We start from the raw sequence: 19,066 nt of genomic DNA on the forward strand, positions 1-19,066 counted from the left end.
AATGACGCTTCATGCGTCGCACATCAAGCCATCTACTACTCAGTCTGGGCATCCTGCTAGGGATGGTCCTGGCCATGCCGGCGCGGGCTGACATCGCCCTGGGCGCCAAGGTCGTCGGCATGCCAGGCCTGAAAATGCAGGATGTGCAGGCCTTGGTGGGCGAGGATGGGCAGGGCGGCCTCAAGCTGACCCTGAAGGCCGCCAAGGCCGACATGCCGGTGCTTGGCTGGAAGCGCGTCGGGCTGGATCTGCAGGGCGTCCTGCAGCGTGACGTGCACATGCGCTGGTTGTTTGATGGAACCGTGCAGCTGGTGGGCGCGCCTGGCGGCGCCTTCGGCAACGCCAAGGTGGCGATGGTGATCGACGAGGCGGCCAACACGCTGCAGATCGACATCACCCAGGGGCAGGCCGGGGCCAGCACGGCGCTGCCGCTGGACCAGCCGACGCATGCGCAGATAAGCCTGAAGGGCGTGCCCACGGTCTGGTTGCAGGGCCTGCTGGGCGCCTTCTGGTCCGGCCGCACCACTGCCGGCAAGCTCGATGCCGACATGGCATTGGATGTGGCCGACAAGGGTTTCCAGGCCTCCGGCCAGTTCGCGCTCAGCGGCGGCGGCTTCGATACTCCCAGCGGCACGCTCGCCGGGCAGGCGGTCAATGGCAATGGCCGGGTGAACATCGATACGACCACCACGCCGTCACGCATCGACCTCGACGCGAGCCTGCGTGGCGGCGAGTTGCTGCTGGGCCCGATCTTTGCCCGGTTGCCGGATCATCCGGTCCAGGTCAGCCTGGCGGCGGCGACCCGTAACGGGGCCGTGGACTTCAACCGTCTGCGTGTCGCCGACGCCGATGCGCTGCAATTTGACGGCGCGCTGGCCTTCAACGCCAAGGGTGAACTGCAGAAGCTCAAGCTGGCGCATCTGCAGTCGCGCTTTCCGGCGGCCTACCAGCGCTATGGCCAGGCCTGGCTGGCCACGCTGGGCATGCGCGACATGCGCACGGACGGGCAACTCAGCGGCAGCCTTGATCTGGACACGGACGGCCTGCGCAGCTTTGCCTTCGAGACCGACGGGCTGGACGTGGCCGACGGCGCGGGCCGGTTGGCGGTCAAGGGGCTGCGCGGCAGCGTGGACTGGAAGGTCGAGGGCGATCGCCCGCCCACCACCCTGGGCTGGCAGAGCCTTCAGATCTATCGCATCGCCCATGGCGCTGCGCAGGGGCATTGGCAGAGTCGCGGCGGCGAACTGAGCCTGCAGCGCCCGCTGGAGGTGCCCGTGCTCAATGGCAGGGCGCGCATAGGCGACTTCGCATGGCGTCCCGCCGCGGCCAGGGGGCGTCGACTGTCGACCTCCCTGGCGTTCGCCGGCATCGACATGGCGGCCTTCTCGCGCGCGATGGGCTGGCCCGAGTTCCCGGGCACGCTGGGCGGCGCTGTCCCGGCGTTGCGCTGGGTGGACGATCGCGTCGAACTCGAGGGCGGATTGTCGATCAACGTATTCGGTGGCTTCGTCGACATTACCCGGCTGTCGATGCAGGGGCCGTTCGGCCAGACGTCGGTGGTCACCAGCGACGTGCAACTGCGTCAGCTGGACCTGGCGGCGATGACCAGCGTCTTCGACTTCGGCAGCATCACCGGACGTATGGATGGCTCAATCAACCAGCTGCGCATGGTCAACTGGAGCCCGGTGGCGTTCCAGGCCAACCTGCTGGCCGGCAGCGGCGGAAAGATCAGCCAGCGCGCGGTCAACAATCTCACGGCCGTTGGCGGCGGAGGCGGGGCGGCGGGCCTGCAGGGCGCCATGTTGAAGTTGTTCAAGACCTTCAATTACAAGCGGATCGGCCTCACTTGCACACTTGAAGCCTCGGTATGCCATATGGGCGGCTTGGACGGCGATGCGGATGGCTACACAATCGTCGAGGGGAGCGGCCTGCCGCATCTGCAAGTCATCGGCCACCAGACACAGGTAGATTGGCCCACCCTGGTCCGGCGCGTGAGGGCGGCCATCGAAGGCAACGGACCCGAAGTGCATTGAAGCCGCTCATCCCCCGTGAGCGGCGCCCGGAAGGAGTCGAACATGCGCAAGCTTGTCTATGGATTGCTGGCCTCGGTGCTTGTCGCGCTGGTGGGCTGCGTCACCATCAACGTGTATTTCCCCGAGGCGGCGGCGCAGAAGGCAGCCGACCAGTTCATCGGCACCGTGCTCGACAGCACCCCGGCTCCCGCCACCAAGAACCCGCAGCCGGCGCCACCGCCCAAGAAGAGCAACCAGCCTTCCGCGATGTTGCTGGACCTGCTGTTTCCCGCCGCGTACGCGGCGGATGTGCCGAATTTGCGCGTGCAGACCCCGGCCGCCGACGCGATCCACGACCGCATGCGCGAGCGCTTCCACAGCACGCTGGACGCGCTGTTCGACAGTGGCGTGGTCGGTTTCACCAAGGATGGCCTGGTAGCCGTCCGCGATGCGGCCAAGGTGCCGCTGGAACAGCGCGCGGCCGTCAGCGCCGCTGTGGCCGACGAGAACCGTGACCGTGAGGCGCTGTATCGCGAGGTGGCCAACGCCAACAATCACCCCGAATGGGAACCACAGATTCGCGCCACTTTCGCCAAGGGCTGGATCGAGCGGGCGCACCCGGGCTGGTATTATCAGGACCCCTCGGGCGCCTGGAAGCAGAAGTAAGCCGTTCGCCCATCCCTTGCCCGATTGTCGCGCCCGGGTCTGCTGATCCGGGCGCGCGCGTTTTCAACCCATGTTGCACACCATGACCGAACTTGAAGCCACCATCACCGACCTCAGCCACGACGGCAAAGGCGTCACCCGCATCGACGGCAAGGCCGTGTTTGTCAGCGGCGCCCTGCTCGGCGAGCAGGTGAAGCTGCGCATCCGCAAGCGCCATCGCCACTACGACGAAGCCGAGGTGGTCGAGTTGATCACCCGTTCGCCGCACCGCGTGGAACCGCGCTGCCGTCATTTCGGCCAGTGCGGTGGCTGCTCGTTGCAGCATCTGGATGCAGACTCGCAGATCGAAGTGAAGCAGCGCGTGCTGAAGGACAACTTCGAGCGCATCGGCAAGGTCGAGCCGGCGCGGTGGCTGCCGCCGCTGACCGACCAGCCCTGGAGCTACCGACGCAAGGGCCGCTTGTCCGTGCGCTCCGTGGCCAAGAAGGGCCGTGTGCTGGTGGGTTTTCGCGAAGAGAGCAATCCGCGTTTCGTGGCCGACATCAGCCATTGCGAGGTGGTGCACCCCGCGCTGGGTCCCAAGATCGGCCTGCTCGCCGAGCTGGTGAGCTCCATGGACGCCGCCAATGAGATTCCGCAGATCGAGTTCGCCGCGGGCGACGACACCATCGCCCTGGTGTTCCGTCACATGTCTCCGTTGAGCGAGCGCGACCGTGCGGCGCTGATCGCCTTCGGCCAGCAGCATGGCTTTGCCATCTACCTGCAGCCCGGCGGCGTGTCCAGCGTGCATCCGTTGTGGCCGGAGCATCCGCGCCTGGCCTTCCGCATTCCCAGTGGCGATGCGGCGATCGAGGACGTGGAGCTGGAGTTCCGGCCGCTGGACTTCGTGCAGGTCAACGCCGGCATGAACCAGCGCATGATGGCGCTGGCGATGCAGTTGCTCGACCCGCAGCCGACCGACCGCTTGCTCGATCTTTTCTGCGGCCTGGGTAATTTCACCCTGCCGATCGCCCGTAGCGTGGCCGAGGTGGTTGGCGTGGAGGGCGAGCACGGGCTCGTCGAGCGCGCCGCGGAGAATGCCGCGCGCAACGGAATTACTCACGCGCGCTTCGAAGTGGCCAACCTGTTCGAGGATCAGCGCCAGGCGCACTGGGCCAGGCAGCCGTGGGACAAGATGTTGCTCGATCCACCGCGCGCCGGCGCGGACAAGGTGCTGGAATACCTGCCGCACAAGGAAACCCGGCGCATTGTGTACGTTTCGTGTCACCCGGGGTCGCTGGCGCGTGACGCCGGCATCCTGGTGCAGAAGCACGGTTTTCGCTTGAGCGCAGCGGGCGTGATGGATATGTTCCCGCATACAGCCCACGTGGAATCGATCGCTCTGTTCGAACGCTAGGCAGGTGAGTGGGGCAGGGCAGTTGTCCTGCATCCGCCATCTTCCCTTCCTCCAACCCATCCAACGGTTCAGGCCATGGGCATCGAGATCGAACGCAAATTCCTCCTCAACGGCGATGGCTGGCGCGACGCCGCCTCGCGAAGCGAGCGCATCGCCCAGGGGTATCTGATCGGCGCGCAGGCGCTGCGCGACGGGCTGGCGCTCTCCTCGGTGCGGGTCCGTCGCACCGGCGAACATGCCTGGCTCAACATCAAGTCCGCGCAGCTCGGCATCGAGCGGGCGGAGTTCGAGTACCCCATTCCGCTGGACGATGCCGAGCAGATGCTCGCCACCCTCTGCGACGGCGTGCTGGAGAAGATCCGCCATTACGTCACCGTCGACGGCGCCTTGTTCGAGGTCGACGAATTCTTCGGCGACAACGCCGGCCTGGTGGTGGCTGAAGTTGAGCTGGACTCGACCGATGCCTCGTTCCCCCGGCCCTCGTGGCTGGGGCGTGAGGTGAGCCATCTGCCGCGCTACTACAACGTCAACCTGATCGACCACCCGTATGCGCAGTGGACGGCGGAGGAACGCAGCGCCGCGGTGGAGCCGCTGTCATGTTGATGATCGGCCTGGCCGGCGCCACGCTGGCCGCGTCCGAGCATGCGTGGCTCACGGCGCCCGGTGTTTCGGGCGTCGTGCTGTTCTCGCGCAATTTCAACTCGCGTGACCAATTGGTCGCGCTTGTCGAAGCGATCCGCGAAGTGGGCGGCGAGGACATGCTAATCGCCGTCGATCAGGAAGGCGGCCCGGTGCAGCGCTTCCGCGAAGGCTTCACCCGCCTGCCGCCGCTGTCGGCGATCGGCGCCGTGTACGACCGCGACGCCGAGGATGCCATCCGGCTGGCCGAGGAGCACGCCTGGGTGATGTCCAGCGAGCTGCGCGCCAGCGGCGTGGACTTCAGCTTCGCGCCGGTGGTCGACCTGGCGTGCGGCAACGCCGCGATCGGCCCGCGCGCCTTCCACGCCGACCCTGCGGTCACAGCCGAACTGGCGCAGGCCTATGTACGCGGCATGCATCTGGGCGGCATGGCCACGGTGCTCAAGCATTTCCCGGGACACGGTTCGGTCGCGGTGGATACGCACAAGGCTGCTGCAATTGATCCGCGCTCGCTGGACGAGATTCGCCGCGACGATCTCGTGCCCTTTGCGGAAGGCATCGCCGCCCATGCGGAGGCGGTGATGGTGGCGCATGTGATCTATCCCGCGGTGGATGCGCAGCCTGCCGGGTTCTCGCGACGCTGGATCGGCGAGGTGCTGCGTCAGGAGCTGGGCTTCAACGGCGCGGTGATCAGCGACGACATCAGCATGGCCGCCGCCGGCGCCGCCGGCGGTGTGGCGGCTCGCGTCAACGCCCACCTGGATGCAGGCTGCGACCTCGTGCTGGCCTGTTTCCCGGACGCGGTGGAGGAGGCGATTGCCGCCGTGCACGGGCGCCCAGCCTCGGCTCCCGAACGGCTGGCTGCCCTGCGTGGGGCTGTGGCCTCCACCTGGGAAGGACTTATCGACAACCCGCAGCGCGAGCGTTTCATCGCGCGCATCACGGCGCTGCATGCCGTGGAAGGATCAACCCAGGCATGACTGCAAACACTCCCTCGCTGGCTGCGGCCCTCGCCGATGCCGATCTGCTGTACGACCGCGGCGCACTCGAAACGGTGATCGCCGACATGGGTCGACGCATCGACGCCGAGCTTGATGGTGAGCGCGCGGTGTTCCTCACCGTGATGAATGGCGCGCTGATCTTCGCCGGGCACCTGGCGCTGGCGATCCGTACGGATGTGGAATTCGACTACGTGCACGCCACGCGCTATCGCGGCGCCACCACCGGCAAGGACCTGCACTGGCTGCGTGAGCCGGCGGCGGACCTGGCCGGCCGCACCGTGTTGTTGGTCGATGACATCCTCGACGAAGGTCACACGCTGAAGGCCGTGCGCGACGACTGCCTGCGCCGTGGCGCGCGCCGCGTGCTGGTGGCGAGCCTGTGCACCAAGCAGCACGACCGCCTCGCCGAAGGCATCGTTTCCGATTTCAACGGGGTCGAGCTGCCGGACCGCTACGTGTTCGGCTTCGGCATGGACTACCACGAGCAGGGACGCAACCTGCCGGGCATCTACGCGCTGAAGTAAGTGGACCCAGGGCCGTCGCCATGGGCGACGGTTCGACGAGCACGGAGAGGGCGCATGAACATCCTTGGCATTTCCGGCAGCCTGCGGCAGGCCTCGTTCAACACCGCGCTGCTGCACGCGGCACAGGAGCTTGCGCCGGGCGGCATGGACATCCATATCCATCGCCTGCACGAGCTGCCCCTGTTCGACCAGGACGTGGAAGAACAGGGTGATCCGGCGCCGGTGGCGGCGTTCAAGGACGCCATCGAGCAGGCCGACGGTTTGCTGATGGCCTGCCCGGAATACAACGGCGGCATCACCGGCGTGTTGAAGAACGCCATCGACTGGGCCTCGCGCAGCGGCAAGTCGCGCAAGGTGGCGCCGCTGGCCGGCAAGACGGTGTGCCTCATCGGCGCCAGTCCCGGCATCACCGGCACGGTGCGCGCACAGGACCAGTTGCGGCTGGTGCTGCGCCGCGCCGGCGCCCGCACCGAACCTCAGGGGGAGGTGCTGGTGTACCAGGCTCACACCAAGCTGGTCGAAGGACGGCTCACCGACGAGCGCACACGCGAGGCGCTGGGGCGCCATCTGCAAGGGTTCGCCGCGCGCCTGGCGGCGACGGCGAAAGACTTCTAATTGGAAAGACAGGAACGACCCGTGACTATCGATCTGGCCGTCATCGGCGGCAGTGGTTTGTACAACTTCCCTGGCCTGGAAAACGCTTCCCGCCATCGCGTCGACACGCCGTTTGGCGCCGCGTCCGGCGACGTGGTGATCGGTGACTTCGCCGGTCGCCGCGTGGCCTTCCTGGCCCGTCATGGCGAGAGCCATACCGTGCCCCCGCACCGGGTCAACTACCGCGCCAACCTGTGGGCGCTGCATGCGCTGGGCGCCCGCAGCGTGGTGGGCGTCAATGCGGTTGGTGGCATCCGGGCGGACATGGGGCCACGGGTCATCGTCGTGCCCGACCAGGTCATCGACTACACGCATGGCCGCTTTACGAGCTTCTGCGATGTCGAGGGCGCCGAAGTGCGCCACATCGATTTCAGCGAGCCTTATACCGAATCGTTGCGTCAGCAACTGATCGCAGCCGCCGGCAAGGCGGGCGTGGCGGTCATCGATGGTGGTTGCTATGGGGCCACGCAAGGTCCCCGGCTGGAGACCCGGGCCGAGATCGCCCGCATGAAGCGCGACGGTTGCGATCTGGTCGGCATGACCGGCATGCCCGAAGCGGTGCTCGCCCGCGAACTCGACCTGGCTTACGCATGCCTTGCCCTGGTGGCGAATTTTGCAGCAGGTTGCGGGGATGAAGCGGAAATCAGCATCGAAGAAATCTTCGCCCATCTGGCCGCGGCCACCGCCGAGGTGCCCCGTATCCTCGGCGAGTTGCTCAAAAGCTGAGCAATAGATCGGGTTTTGATCGAGCCAAAAACGATACCGTATTGCGCTTTGCCATAAAACATGTTGATACTTCCGCTGTGCCAGGGGCGGCGGACCAAGGGGTCAAGGTGGTTCAGCGCTTTACCGTGGTGCATCCAGTCCATGATTCAGAGGTTCACGCAATGCGTTTCGGTACGGTCAAGTGGTTCAACGACGCCAAGGGTTTCGGCTTCATCGCGCCCGAGGACGGTGGGGAGGACGTGTTCGTTCACTTCTCGGCGATCAACGCCAAGGGCTTCCGCAGCCTGCAGGAAGGTCAGCGCGTGAAGTTCGAAGTGACCACGGGTCCGAAGGGCGCCCAGGCTTCGGGCGTCGAAATCGCCTAATCACGGCGAGCCGGCGCTTGCGCCGGTCAGTGCAGTAAACGAGGAAGCCCCGCGTCGCAAGACGCGGGGCTTCTTTTTGGGCGGCTGAAACGTGGGAGCAAAGATGGCGGACCGTAGAGATTTCCTGAAGGCCTCGCTGCTGGGCGCGTCGGCCTTTGCGCTGGCGGGTGGCGCGAACGCGCTTGCCGGGAGCAGCGACAAGAGCAAAGCGGGCGCACGCGTGGTGTCGACCTGGGACTTCGGCGTGGCCGCCAACCAAGCCGCCTGGTCCGTGCTGGCCAAGGGCGGCCATGCGCTGGACGCGGTCGAAGCCGGCGTGATGGTGCCGGAGGCCGACCTCAAGAACCACAGCGTGGGCCGCGCCGGTTATCCCGATCGCGACGGCCATGTCACGCTGGACGCCAGCATCATGGATGCCGACGGAAGCTGCGGCGCCGTGGCGGCGCTCGAGCACATTGCCCATCCCATCCAGGTGGCGCGCCGGGTCATGGAGCGCACCCCGCACGTGCTGCTGGTGGGCGACGGCGCGCTGCAGTTTGCGTTGGAGCAGGGCTTCAAGAAGGAAGAACTGCTGACCCCCGAATCCGAGCAAGCCTGGAAGGAGTGGCTCAAGAACGCCCACTACCAGCCGTCGGCCAACAGCGAAGTGCGCGATTACGGCAAGACAGGCATGCCCGGCGGCAAGGGCAACCACGACACCATCGGCATGCTCGCGATCGATGCCAGCGGTCGTCTGGCCGGCGCCTGCACCACCAGCGGCATGGCGTGGAAGCTGCGCGGCCGCGTCGGTGACAGCCCGATCATCGGCGCTGGCCTGTACGTGGATGGCGAGGTGGGCGCTGCGACCTCCACCGGCGTCGGCGAGGAAGTGATCCGCAACGCCGGCAGCTTCCTGGTGGTGGAGCTGATGCGTCAGGGACGGTCGCCGCAGGAGGCGTGTCACGAGGCCGTCATGCGCATCGTCCGGAAGCGCCCGAACGCATCGAAGGATCTGCAGGTGGGTTTCCTGGCGATGAATCACCACGGCGAGGTCGGCGCGTTCGCGATCCAGCCGGGCTTCTCCTATGCGGTGTGCGACGCACAACGGCAGGATGGCCTGCTGGCGTCCAAGAGCGTGTTCTGAGATGGCGGCGCGACTGCTGGAGGTCGCCGCCAACTCGCTGGCGTCCGCGCTTGCCGCCCAGGCGGGCGGGGCGGGGCGCGTCGAGCTGTGTACGGCGCTCGAACTGGGCGGGCTGACGCCATCCCATGGCGAGATCGCGTTGGTGCGCGAACGCGTGCGCTTGCCGCTATACGTGCTGATCCGCCCGCGCGCCGGCGACTTCCTCTACAGCGAGCAGGAGCTGGAGACCATGCATCGCGACATCGAGGCATGCGCAGCCTTCGGCTGCGATGGCGTGGTGCTGGGCGTACTGGATGCTCAAGGCAACGTCGACCGGCGCCATGGTCGCGCCCTGGTCGACGCAGCCGGCGGCATGGGGGTCACCTTCCACCGCGCTTTCGACCTGGCGCCTGATCCGCTGTCGGCACTCGATGACGTGATGGCGCTCGGTGTCGAGCGCCTGCTTACTTCGGGCGGCCAGCGCACGGCGATGGGTGGCGCCGCGCAGATTCGATCGCTGATCGAACGGGCGGCAGGGAGGATGACCGTGATGCCCGGCAGTGGCATCCATTCCGACGACATCGCGGCATTGGCTCGGCAAACCGGGGCACACGAGTTTCATGCGTCGGCCAAACGCGTCCTCGCGTCGCGCATGCCGTATTACGGCGACGGCCTGGGCATGGATGGCGGCGAAATCCGCACGGACGAGGCGCAGGTGCGCGCGCTGGTCGAGGCGCTGTCGCGTGAGTGACCTGGCCGTAGGTTGAGCCGCACGGCGCCTGACGTCGCTCAGGCCGTGAACTGCAGCCTCGCCAGTTCCGAATACAACCCACCCTCGGCCAGCAGGCTCTGGTGCGTGCCCTGGGCCACGATGCGGCCGCCGTCCAACACCACGATGCGGTCGGCGCGCTGCACGGTGGCGAGGCGATGGGCGATCACCAGGGTGGTGCGTCCCTTCTCCAGACGCTCCAGCGCCTGCTGGATGGCGGCCTCAGACTGCGCGTCCAGCGCCGAGGTGGCTTCGTCGAGCAGGAGCAGCGGCGCATCGCGAAGGATGGCGCGGGCGATCGCGATGCGCTGGCGCTGTCCGCCGGACAGGCGCACGCCGCGTTCGCCCAGTTCCTCTTCGTAGCCCTTGCCCATGGCGCGGATGAACTCGTGCGCCTCGGCGGCGCGAGCTGCCTCCTGCACTTCGTCGTCGCCGGCGTCCTGGCGGCCGAAGCGGATGTTGTCGGCGGCGCTGCCGCTGAAGATCACCGTCTCCTGCGGCACCAGCGCGATGGCGCCGCGCAGTTCCGGCAAGGCCAGCGCGCGCAGGTCAACGCCATCGAGGGTGATGCGGCCCAGCTGGGGGTCGTAGAAACGCAGCAGCAGCGCGAACACGGTGCTCTTGCCCGCGCCGGACGGCCCGACCAGGGCCACTGTCTCGCCCGGACGGATGTCCAGGTCGAAATCGTGCAGCGCCTTGGCTTCGGGGCGGCTGGGGTAATGGAACTCCACATGCTCGAAGCGTAGGGCGCCCTGCGTCGGTTTCGGCAGCGGGGTGTGGGTGGCGGGGCTGGCGATCTCGGCGCGCTCCTCGAACAGTTCGCCGATGCGCTCCATCGCGCCGGCGGCGCGCAACACATCGCCCCATACTTCCGACAGGCCCGCCAGCGAACCGGCAGCGAAGAAGGCGTACAGAACGAACTGACCCAGTACGCCCGGTTTCAGCGTGCCGGAGATTACGTCGCGCGCGCCGGCCCACAGCACCAGCACGAGGGCGCCGAAAAACAGCACGATCACGGCCGCAGTGAGCATCGAGCGCATGCCGATGCGCTTGCGGGCGGTGGCCAAGGCGCGGGTGATGGCGCCGCCGTAGCGCGTGCTCTCGATATCTTCGCGGGCATAGGCCTTCACTGCCGGCGCCGCGTTGAGCGTTTCGTTGGCGATCGCGGCTGCGTCGGCCAGGCGGTCCTGGCTGGTGCGGGAGAGCTTTTGCACGCGCCGCCCGAATATCAGGATCGGCAGCATCACGGCGGGGATCACCAGCGCGGTCAGTCCGGCCAGTCGCGGGCTGGTCCAGATCATCATGGCGGTGGCGCCGAGCAGCATCACCGCGCTGCGCAACGCCACCGAAATGCCTGAGCCGATCAGCGCCTGGATTACTTCGGTGTCGGTGCCCAGGCGGGAGGTCAGCTCGCCCACGCGGCTGCGTTCGAAGAAGCCAACGTCGAGGCGGATCACATGCGCGTACAGCTTCGCGCGTAGCGAGGCAAGCGCGCGTTCGCCGAGCAGGGTGATGCAGTAGTAGCGGGCGGCGGTGGCGAAGGCGAGCACCAGCGCCACCGCGAACAGGCCGAGAAAGGTCGCGTTGATCGCGCTGGCGTTGGCGTGGACGAAACCCTGGTCGATCATGTGGCCCACCGCCTTCGGCAACACGAGGGTGGCGGTGGAAGAAATGGCGAGGAACACCAGCCAGCCCAGTGCGAGCTTGCGATGGGGCTTCAGGAACGGCCACAGCTGCAGCAGGACGCCGAGGCGGCGGGACGGGCGTGGCGTGGCGGCGGTATCGCTCATGGGTTCTCGCGGCGTGGGCTGGGGCAGTCCGTTGGCTCGGCCAACCCTGCCAACGTGGGGCGGACGCGGCGGTGTTTCAATCCAGCCGGCGCGCCGCATGGCGGCCGCGGCTGATGTCGATGACGCGAGCCTGCGCTTCCTCGGCGCGATGGGCGGGAAGCTGGATCTCCATCGCCACGCCATCGGCCTCAAACGTTTCCGCCAGCACGTCGGCTTCCAGTTCTCGCAGGCGTGCCTTCAACAAGGCCAGTTCGGCGAAATCGCAACGCAGCCCCAGTCGGGCCATCGCCACGATGGGCACGCGTTCGGAGAGGCGCAGGCACTCGGCGGCCGTGCCGCCATAGGCGCGCACCAGCCCGCCAGCGCCGAGCTTGATGCCGCCATACCAGCGCGTCACCACCACCACCGCGCGATCGACGCCCTGGCCCTCGATGGCCTGCAGGATCGGACGACCCGCGGTGCCGCCCGGCTCGCCGTCATCGTTGAAGCGGTATTCCTGGCCGATGCGATACGCCCAGCAGTTGTGCGTGGCGGCTGGATCTCCCACTTGGCGCACGAACGCCAGCGCCTGTTCGGACGTCTGGACCGGGGCGGCCTGGGCGAGGAAGCGGCTCTTCTTGATGTCCTCGCTGTGCTGGCAGGGGTGGGCGAGGGTGTACAGCGTGTCACTCATGATCGGGCAGTTGGGCGCGCAGGTCGTCTGGCACGGGAACGTCGGGATGCGCCTGGCGGAAGGTTGCGAGTCGCTGCAGCGCTTCGTCACGGCGTTGCAGGGCGAACAGCTGGCGGATCTTGTCGAGTTCCTGGGCCGGAGTATCGGTGGGATTGACGGCGGTGGGATCGATCGGTCGCATCGGCGCGGGCGCCTGCACGGCCCGCATGGCGCCGGACGCACGCGGGCTGGCGTAACCCTGGACTTGCAGGCCCGCCACGGGGTGCGGCGCCTCCATCATGGCTGGCGCCGGCGCCATGGGTGTGGGTGGTGGTGATGCCTGCGCTGGCGTTGGCGCCACTATCGGCGCCGTCATGGCCATCGGCGCCGGGGCGGATTCCGGTGGCGGTACGATTCGTGGCGACAACGAGGCGCGTGCACGCGCTTTGGCGTTGGATGGCGCATGCGTCTGCGGCGGCGCCTGCGTGCCCGCGGGACGCTGCACTGGCGCGGTGGCTTCGGCGGTCTCCGGAACGTGGGTGACCTGGACCTCTGCCGCAGCCTTGCTGCCCGAGGGCGACTCGTTGGCAGGAGCCGTGGGACTCGCCTGCGTGCGAGTGACGGCGGGCGGCGTCGGTACTTGCGGCACGCTGCCGGGCTGTTCAAGCAGGCGCCAGCCCAGGCCCGCCACCAGCACCAGCACGGCGGCGCTCGCCGCCGTGGGCAGCCAGCGCGGCAGGCGTCGACGCGCCGGTGCGCGCACAGCGTCAGCAGCGGCGCGACGCACGGCCTGGTCCAGCGCCGGCGACGGCTCGTTGTGCGGCAGGCTGCGATAGAGCGCTTTCAGCTCATCTTCGCCCGGCGGCGCATCGTCGTGGTGATCGTGCGTACTCATTCGGCCAGCTGTTCGCGCAGTCGGTTCATGGCATAGCGCAGGCGCGACTTGGCAGTCTCGCGTCCCACGCCGGTGACTTGGGCGATCTCCTCCACGCTCAGTTCGTTTTCCAGCCGTAGCAGCACAGCGGTGCGCTGCTCCTCCGGCAGGTCCTCGATCGCGCGCTGCAGGCGGCGTCGGCGTTCGAACTCGGACCATACATGTTCCGGCTGCTGCTGATCCGGCGAGGCCACCTGCATCAGCGCCAGTTCGGCTTCCTCCCCCGTGGCGAGGGGGCGCTTGCGACGGTAGCTGTCGACCAGCAGGTTGTGCGCGATCTGCAGCAGCCAGGTGCTGAACTTCGCCTGTGGCGTGTAGCGGGTGCGCGCTGCGACCACCCGGCTCCAGGTTTCCTGGAACAGTTCCTCGGCCAGCCGCGGATCGCGCGCGCTGCGCAGCAGGAAGCGATAAAGCGTACCCCGATGTCGCGCGTAGAGCGCGTCGAACGCAGCCAGCTCGCCTCGCGCGTAGGCCAGCATCAGCGTTGCGTCGTCATCCACCGGGGCTTCCATGGGCGGCGAGGTTAAGCCAAAGCGGCCGTGCCCGTAAGCATCAGCGGCCGTCGTCGCTGGGAGCGGCCGCGGATAGGCAGGCATGGGGCAGTGGCGTCGTCGAAAGGTCCATGCCGGTGGAACGCACGGGCCGCCGTGGTGGGGTTAAGTCCGAACCGGAGGCCTGGGGATCTATTGCGGGGCGTAGGCCCAGACCTTGGACTCGCCACCGGTGCTGAGGATGCGTCCTTGACGACGGATCAGGTGCTCGGTGCTGCGATCGCGCCCCACCGTCATCTTGCCCAGGCGGGCCGTGGAGACGGTTTGCACCGTCGCCTGCTTGCGATCGGTCGACAGCTCGATGCTCTTGATCTCCAGCTCGATGTCGAGCGCCACGCGGCCGCCCGTGGCGGCGCTGAGGCGCTGCATCGTGCTCAGGGACTCCCTGATGCGCCCGCACAGGCCCGGCTTGTCGTAGCGCTGCGCGACCGACTCATCACCCCGCCGCGTCGTCTCCTCGCCGGAGTAATCGTCAGCCATGCGGGCGCACAGGCTATCGGCATCGAAGCGACGCATCGCCTCCTCGTCGGCCGCGTAGGCCTCGCGGATCTGCGTCTCGGTCATGCGGCGGCCGTAGTCGAAATACCAGAACGCCAGGCCGGCCAGGATCGCCAGCAGGATCAGTTTCTTCATGGGTCCCTCCCTGTGGGTCACGGCCGTCTCCGGCCGTTCACATCTGTTCCGTGATGTGGCGCAAGTTATTGCGACTGTGGCACGGCGGCGCGAGCCATGTCACCCCGCGGGTTGGCGATGACGGTGCGGTCAGGGAATATCCGGACCCGCCAACGGGTGATGGAAATCCTCGGGTTCGAGCCGCTGGGTGAGGCGGAACACGCCTTCGTGCACTTTGCGAGGCAGCACCACATCCAGCACGGTGGTCTGATGCGGGCCAAGCGCATGGAACAGGTCGTCGCCGGGCAGGGTGGTGGCGATCGCATGGTGAACCAGCCCGCCGAGGTCGGCCGGTTGCACCGTCACGCTGTAGGGACGATGGTCGGCCACGGCGGCGCGCAGCGTCCTGCGGTGGCCACGTGGATCGGCAACGCGGGCGGCGCCGCCGAGCAGCGCGTGGTTGAGGAAAAAGGTGACCACATTGGGTTGGCGGCTGTTGGCCTGTCGATCGAGCATGAAGCCTTGCGGCATCCAGTCAGGGTTGGGCGGCGTGCCGGCGTTGAGCACCACACGGGCGCCCAGCATGGGCTCGCCGCTTTCGTCGGTCAGTCGCACGATCAGCATGCTGCGCGGATCGTGCAGGTGTACGCGGGCGGGAAACGGGCCCGCTGATTCGAACTCCACCAGATCGGCATCGCGCGCGAGGTTCTCGGCGTCGAACGCGTCGCAAAGCTGCGCGTAGCCATCGCCGTCGTGCACCTGCAGGCAACGCAGCAGGGACTCGATGGTGGCTTCGGGGGCCGCGGCCATGATGCCTTGCGCGTCTCCCGAGTGCGCGGCGCCCGGAATCAGCTTGAAGGCCGTGCGCGGCGCGCTGGTCACGTTAAGCGCCAGCATGTCGCCGCCGCCATCCGGGCGCGTGAGTACGGCATGTCGCGCATTGAGGTTGGCGGCCGCGACGCGCACCACGCCGTCGGAGCCGTTTTCGCCGGTGTAGCTGTTGATGTGGTCGTAGAGCGAACGGTCAGGGCGATCGCCGGTCAGCACGAACAGATACTGCCCGCGTTGCGCCCTATCGTCGCCGTGGATGTGGTCGAGATTCAGCGACAGCGATTCGGCGCTGCCCAGCTCCAGCCAGTCCAGGATGCGCCGGCCCGGCTCCACGCCATCAGCCGATGCGTGCAGCCGTCCCAGCACGCTTTTGCCCAAGGCCGCCAGCGCCGAGCCGAAATTGGCGGGCGCGAGCATCATCAGGTGGGTAAGGCGGATGGTGCTGAAGGCGCCGGGGCGATCGCGCTGCGCGCGCAGCCATTCGCGCACCACCGGGCCACCCGTGGAATGGGTGATGCAGGCAAAACGGCTGCCGCGCAGGTGCAGGTCGCGCAGCGCGTGGTCGAATGCGCGCACGAGGTCCGGCATGGTCACCGCGTCGTCGAAGCTCACATATTCCGAGAGCCACAGATCCGCGACGTCGAGGGCGATGCCCTGGGCGCGAGCCTCCTGCTGCAGGCGCTGGGGCAGGGCGCCGTAGGTGGAAGTACTGGTGACGCTCCAGCCGTGCACGAAGACGAGGGTGGTCATTGAGCGGGGTCCATGCTGCGCCTGGAATTCGGCCTTCCGGATGGCTGGCGTGGGCGCGGGAGCTGGGGCCGTGCCGCGCTCTCGCCCCAGATTGTGGCGAGGCTCTAAGATGCCACGACTTTCCACGGACCGGGGACCACGACAATGTTGACCCTCCTGTTCGCCATGCTGCTGTTGGCGGCGTTGCTTTATCGCTGGCGTTGGCGCCGGGCTGGACACGTGTTGGTGGGGCTGGCCGTGGTGGTGCTTTTTGCGGTGGGTTGCGGCACGGTCCCTCACATGTTGCTGCGCGACCTGCAAAGCCCGTATGACGTCGAGCCCGCGATCGATTGGGCGCCGCGCAACGCCATCGTTTTGCTCAGCGGGGGCACCACGGTGGCGGGTGACGAGCCGCTGCAGGTTTCCTATTTCGCCGATGGCCGCGTACTGCGCGCGGCGCAGCTTTATTACGCCTGCAAGCAGACCGGCAAGGAATGCCGCGTGCTGGCGGTCGGCGGCGATTCGCAGGACCACGGCGAGGCCGAGTCGGTGGTCTATGGGCGGGCGTTGCGCAAGCTGGGCATCCCGGCGTCCGATCTGTCCTTCGAGACGCGCAGCCTGACCACCTGGCAAAACGCGCAGTTCAGTCGCCCGATCCTGGCCGAGCTGGCGCCCCAGCACATGGTGCTGGTGACCTCGGGGATCCACCTTCGCCGGGCGCTGCTGTACTTCGCGCACTTTGGCATCACCCCCCAGCCCGTGGCCGGCGACTGGCTCAACTCGCGCCGCGAACTGCTGCCCGACTCGTGGAACTACGTCGTGACCGACGCCATCCTCCACGAGTACGCGGGCATCGTGCGCTACCGGGTCTACAACCTGCTGGGCTGGAACGCGCCCAAGGCGCCGCCACTGACGCAATGACGCGGGTCATCCGGCCGTTCATTTTCCAGCCAGCTTTCGCGCTCGCATTTGCGTAACCTTGCCCGGCTTACGTTGCTGACGGCCTTCCGATGCCCCCTGACATGCCGCACGAACCGCACTCACGTGCGGCGCTTCCGCTTGCCCCTTCGCTGGACCCCACCCTTGTCGACGCGCATATGCCGCGGCACTTCCGGCCGCTGGAGCGACGGGTGCTGTGGATTGCCGCGCTGGCCATGGCCCTCGGCTCACTCGTGGCCCTGGTGGCGCGTGCGCTGACCGGGCTCATAGGCCTGGTGACCAACCTGGCGTTCTATGGCCGCCTGAGTACCGAATTCAGCAGTCCGGCTTACAACCACCTGGGTCTCTGGGTGATCGGCGTGCCGGTGCTGGGCGGCCTGATTGTGGGCGCCATGGCGCGCTGGGGCTCGCGGGCCATTCGCGGTCACGGCATTCCCGAGGCGATGGAGCAGGTGCTGCTCAACGAGAGCCGCATTCCGCCGCGCATCACCTGGCTCAAGCCGGTGTCATCGGCCATCGCCATCGGCACGGGTGGACCGTTCGGCGCGGAGGGTCCGATCATCGCCACCGGTGGCGCCCTCGGTTCGCTGCTCGGCCAGTTGCTGCACGTGACGGCGGACGAGCGCAAGACCTTGCTGGCCGCAGGCGCGGCCGCCGGCATGGCGGCGGTGTTCTCGGCGCCGATCTCCTCGGTGTTGCTGGCGCTGGAGCTGTTGCTGTTCGAACGCCGCGCACGATCGCTGATCCCGGTGGCGCTGGCCGCATCCGTCGGCACGGGCGTGCGCTACCTGCTGGAAGGCAATGCGCCGATGTTCCCCATGCCGGACATCGCCACGCCGACATTCAGCGCCCTGGCCGCCTATATGGCCATGGGCGTGATCGCCGGGGCGGCCAGCGTCGGCATCACCAAGCTGACTTATGCAATCGAGGACGGCTTCGAGAAGCTGCCGATCCACTGGATGTGGTGGCCGGCCATCGGTGGCGTCGCCGTGGGCGTGGTGGGTTATTTCATGCCAGCCACGCTTGGCGTGGGCTATACGAATATCGCGGCGGTGATCGGCGGACAGATCGGGCTGGCAGGCATGCTGGCGCTGTGCCTGATGAAGCTGCTGTCGTGGTCGATCGCGCTGGGTAGCGGCACCTCCGGCGGCACCCTGGCGCCGCTGTTCACCATTGGCGGCGCCATGGGCGGCGTGCTCGGGCTGGTGTGCGTCGCGTGGTTGCCGTGGCTGCAGGTGGATGCGCGCGTGGCTGCGCTGGTGTGCATGGCGGCGATTTTCGCCGGCGCCTCGCGGGCCTTCCTCACCTCGGTGGTGTTCGCCTTCGAGACGACCCAGCAACCGCACGGCCTGGTGCCCCTGCTTGGCGCCTGCGCCATGGCCTACCTGGTGTCCGGGCTGCTGATGCGCAACACCATCATGACCGAGAAGATCGCCCGCCGCGGCGTGCTGGTGCCTTCCGAGTACGCGGCCGATCACCTCGAACGCATCACCGTGGGTGAGGCCTGCAGCCGCCAGGTGGTCAGCCTGCATGCGACGCAGCCGCTGTCCGAAGTGCGGGCGTGGCTGACGACCCAGCAGGCCGCGGCGAAGCACCAGGGTTTTCCGGTGCTTGGCGACGACGACCGGCTGCTGGGCGTCGTGACTCGGCGCGACCTGTTCGATGCCTCGACGCCGGATGACGCCACCGTCCACAGCCTGTTGCGCCGCGCCCCGCTGGTGGTGCGCGAGGACCACAGCCTGCGCGAGGCGGCTGACCATATGGTCGAAGCCGATGTCGGACGACTGGTGGTGGTGAGCGGCAGCGACGGCCAGCAGGTCGTGGGTATCGTCACCCGCGGCGATCTGCTGGCGGCGCATGCGCGTCGCTTGCGCGAGGCGCGTGAGGCGGGGCGGCATTTGTGGCCGAAGGCGAAGCAACCTGTGGCGTCGTGAGGCCTGGTTGAGTGATTCCTGCGAACCCCATCAAAGGGGGTAAGCGCACGAATTCAGCGTACTCGTGGAATGTGCAAAGGCACTGGATCCCGGCTCTTGCCCCCTCCTTGGGGGTTCGCCGGGATGACGGTGAGGGTTCGACCCTTTTTGCTCGTCATTCCTGCAAAAGCAGGAATCCAGTGTCTTTCCCATTGATGCCGCAATGGTGGACCAAAGGTTCCACCTTAAGCACGGTCAAGC

Annotated in this window: 19 protein-coding genes; 13 read left to right on the forward strand and 6 right to left on the reverse strand. The window is 67.6% G+C overall.

What is annotated here, in order from left to right; genetic code table 11:
• The first annotated feature begins 11 nt into the window (after positions 1-11).
• The 11 genes from DVT68_RS18665 to DVT68_RS18715 all read left to right on the forward strand — a co-directional run bounded on the left by DVT68_RS18665 (position 12) and on the right by DVT68_RS18715 (position 9,836).
• Positions 12-2,033, forward strand: a complete 2,022-nt coding sequence (locus tag DVT68_RS18665; RefSeq protein WP_114826716.1) for an AsmA family protein — start codon at positions 12-14, stop codon at positions 2,031-2,033.
• A 42-nt stretch (positions 2,034-2,075) separates the two neighbouring features.
• The gene (locus tag DVT68_RS18670) at positions 2,076-2,678 is read left to right on the forward strand and encodes a YdbL family probable chaperone protein (RefSeq protein WP_114826717.1); all 603 of its coding nucleotides are present in this window, start codon (positions 2,076-2,078) and stop codon (positions 2,676-2,678) included.
• Positions 2,679-2,760: 82 nt separating this feature from the next.
• Positions 2,761-4,074 (forward strand): 23S rRNA (uracil(1939)-C(5))-methyltransferase RlmD, encoded by a 1,314-nt coding sequence (gene rlmD / locus DVT68_RS18675; RefSeq protein WP_114826757.1) that lies wholly within the window; start codon positions 2,761-2,763, stop codon positions 4,072-4,074.
• A gap of 75 nt (positions 4,075-4,149) precedes the next feature.
• Positions 4,150-4,677, forward strand: a complete 528-nt coding sequence (locus DVT68_RS18680) for a CYTH domain-containing protein (RefSeq protein ID WP_114826718.1) — start codon at positions 4,150-4,152, stop codon at positions 4,675-4,677.
• Positions 4,671-5,693 carry a beta-N-acetylhexosaminidase gene (gene nagZ / locus DVT68_RS18685; protein ID WP_114826719.1) on the forward strand — a complete coding sequence of 341 codons (1,023 nt, stop codon included), beginning with the start codon at positions 4,671-4,673 and terminating at the stop codon, positions 5,691-5,693. The genes DVT68_RS18680 and nagZ overlap by 7 nt, the downstream gene beginning before the upstream one ends.
• The gene (locus DVT68_RS18690) at positions 5,690-6,238 is read left to right on the forward strand and encodes a hypoxanthine-guanine phosphoribosyltransferase (RefSeq protein WP_114826720.1); all 549 of its coding nucleotides are present in this window, start codon (positions 5,690-5,692) and stop codon (positions 6,236-6,238) included. Before nagZ ends, DVT68_RS18690 begins: the two co-directional genes overlap by 4 nt.
• A 54-nt stretch (positions 6,239-6,292) precedes the next feature.
• Complete coding sequence (locus DVT68_RS18695) at positions 6,293-6,853, forward strand: NADPH-dependent FMN reductase (RefSeq protein WP_114826721.1); 561 nt, start codon at positions 6,293-6,295, stop codon at positions 6,851-6,853.
• A 21-nt stretch (positions 6,854-6,874) separates the two neighbouring features.
• Positions 6,875-7,618 (forward strand): S-methyl-5'-thioinosine phosphorylase, encoded by a 744-nt coding sequence (locus tag DVT68_RS18700; RefSeq protein WP_114826722.1) that lies wholly within the window; start codon positions 6,875-6,877, stop codon positions 7,616-7,618.
• 161 nt (positions 7,619-7,779) lie between these two features.
• Entirely contained in the window at positions 7,780-7,983 is a 204-nt protein-coding gene (locus DVT68_RS18705; RefSeq protein ID WP_114826723.1) for a cold-shock protein, read from the forward strand.
• 103 nt (positions 7,984-8,086) lie between these two features.
• On the forward strand, positions 8,087-9,106 hold the full coding sequence (locus DVT68_RS18710; protein WP_114826724.1) for a glycosylasparaginase: 1,020 nt from the start codon (positions 8,087-8,089) through the stop codon (positions 9,104-9,106).
• 1 nt (position 9,107) lies between these two features.
• Positions 9,108-9,836 carry a copper homeostasis protein CutC gene (locus tag DVT68_RS18715; protein ID WP_114826725.1) on the forward strand — a complete coding sequence of 243 codons (729 nt, stop codon included), beginning with the start codon at positions 9,108-9,110 and terminating at the stop codon, positions 9,834-9,836.
• A gap of 38 nt (positions 9,837-9,874) precedes the next feature.
• On the opposite strand, the gene DVT68_RS18720 is transcribed toward DVT68_RS18715, so the two are convergent.
• The 6 genes from DVT68_RS18720 to DVT68_RS18745 form a co-directional block, all read right to left on the reverse strand.
• Entirely contained in the window at positions 9,875-11,644 is a 1,770-nt protein-coding gene (locus DVT68_RS18720) for an ABC transporter transmembrane domain-containing protein (RefSeq protein ID WP_114826726.1), read from the reverse strand.
• A 76-nt stretch (positions 11,645-11,720) separates the two neighbouring features.
• On the reverse strand, positions 11,721-12,317 hold the full coding sequence (locus DVT68_RS18725; protein WP_114826727.1) for an IMPACT family protein: 597 nt from the start codon (positions 12,315-12,317) through the stop codon (positions 11,721-11,723).
• Positions 12,310-13,191, reverse strand: coding sequence for a hypothetical protein (locus tag DVT68_RS18730; protein WP_114826728.1), 882 nt, complete (start codon positions 13,189-13,191; stop codon positions 12,310-12,312). Before DVT68_RS18730 ends, DVT68_RS18725 begins: the two co-directional genes overlap by 8 nt.
• Positions 13,188-13,742, reverse strand: a complete 555-nt coding sequence (locus DVT68_RS18735; RefSeq protein WP_114826729.1) for an RNA polymerase sigma factor — start codon at positions 13,740-13,742, stop codon at positions 13,188-13,190. The genes DVT68_RS18730 and DVT68_RS18735 overlap by 4 nt, the downstream gene beginning before the upstream one ends.
• A 171-nt stretch (positions 13,743-13,913) precedes the next feature.
• Complete coding sequence (locus DVT68_RS18740; RefSeq protein ID WP_114826730.1) at positions 13,914-14,414, reverse strand: hypothetical protein; 501 nt, start codon at positions 14,412-14,414, stop codon at positions 13,914-13,916.
• Positions 14,415-14,543: 129 nt separating this feature from the next.
• Positions 14,544-15,974 carry a lipase family protein gene (locus DVT68_RS18745; protein WP_114826731.1) on the reverse strand — a complete coding sequence of 477 codons (1,431 nt, stop codon included), beginning with the start codon at positions 15,972-15,974 and terminating at the stop codon, positions 14,544-14,546.
• A 144-nt stretch (positions 15,975-16,118) separates the two neighbouring features.
• On the opposite strand from DVT68_RS18745, the gene DVT68_RS18750 reads away from it, so the two are divergent.
• A complete protein-coding gene (locus tag DVT68_RS18750; RefSeq protein WP_114826732.1) occupies positions 16,119-16,874 on the forward strand; it encodes a YdcF family protein in 756 nt (251 codons plus the stop codon).
• Positions 16,875-17,050: 176 nt separating this feature from the next.
• Entirely contained in the window at positions 17,051-18,826 is a 1,776-nt protein-coding gene (locus DVT68_RS18755; protein WP_114826758.1) for a chloride channel protein, read from the forward strand.
• The last annotated feature ends 240 nt before the right edge of the window (positions 18,827-19,066 follow it).

This window comes from Dyella solisilvae (genome assembly GCF_003351225.1).
GTDB lineage: Bacteria > Pseudomonadota > Gammaproteobacteria > Xanthomonadales > Rhodanobacteraceae > Dyella > Dyella solisilvae.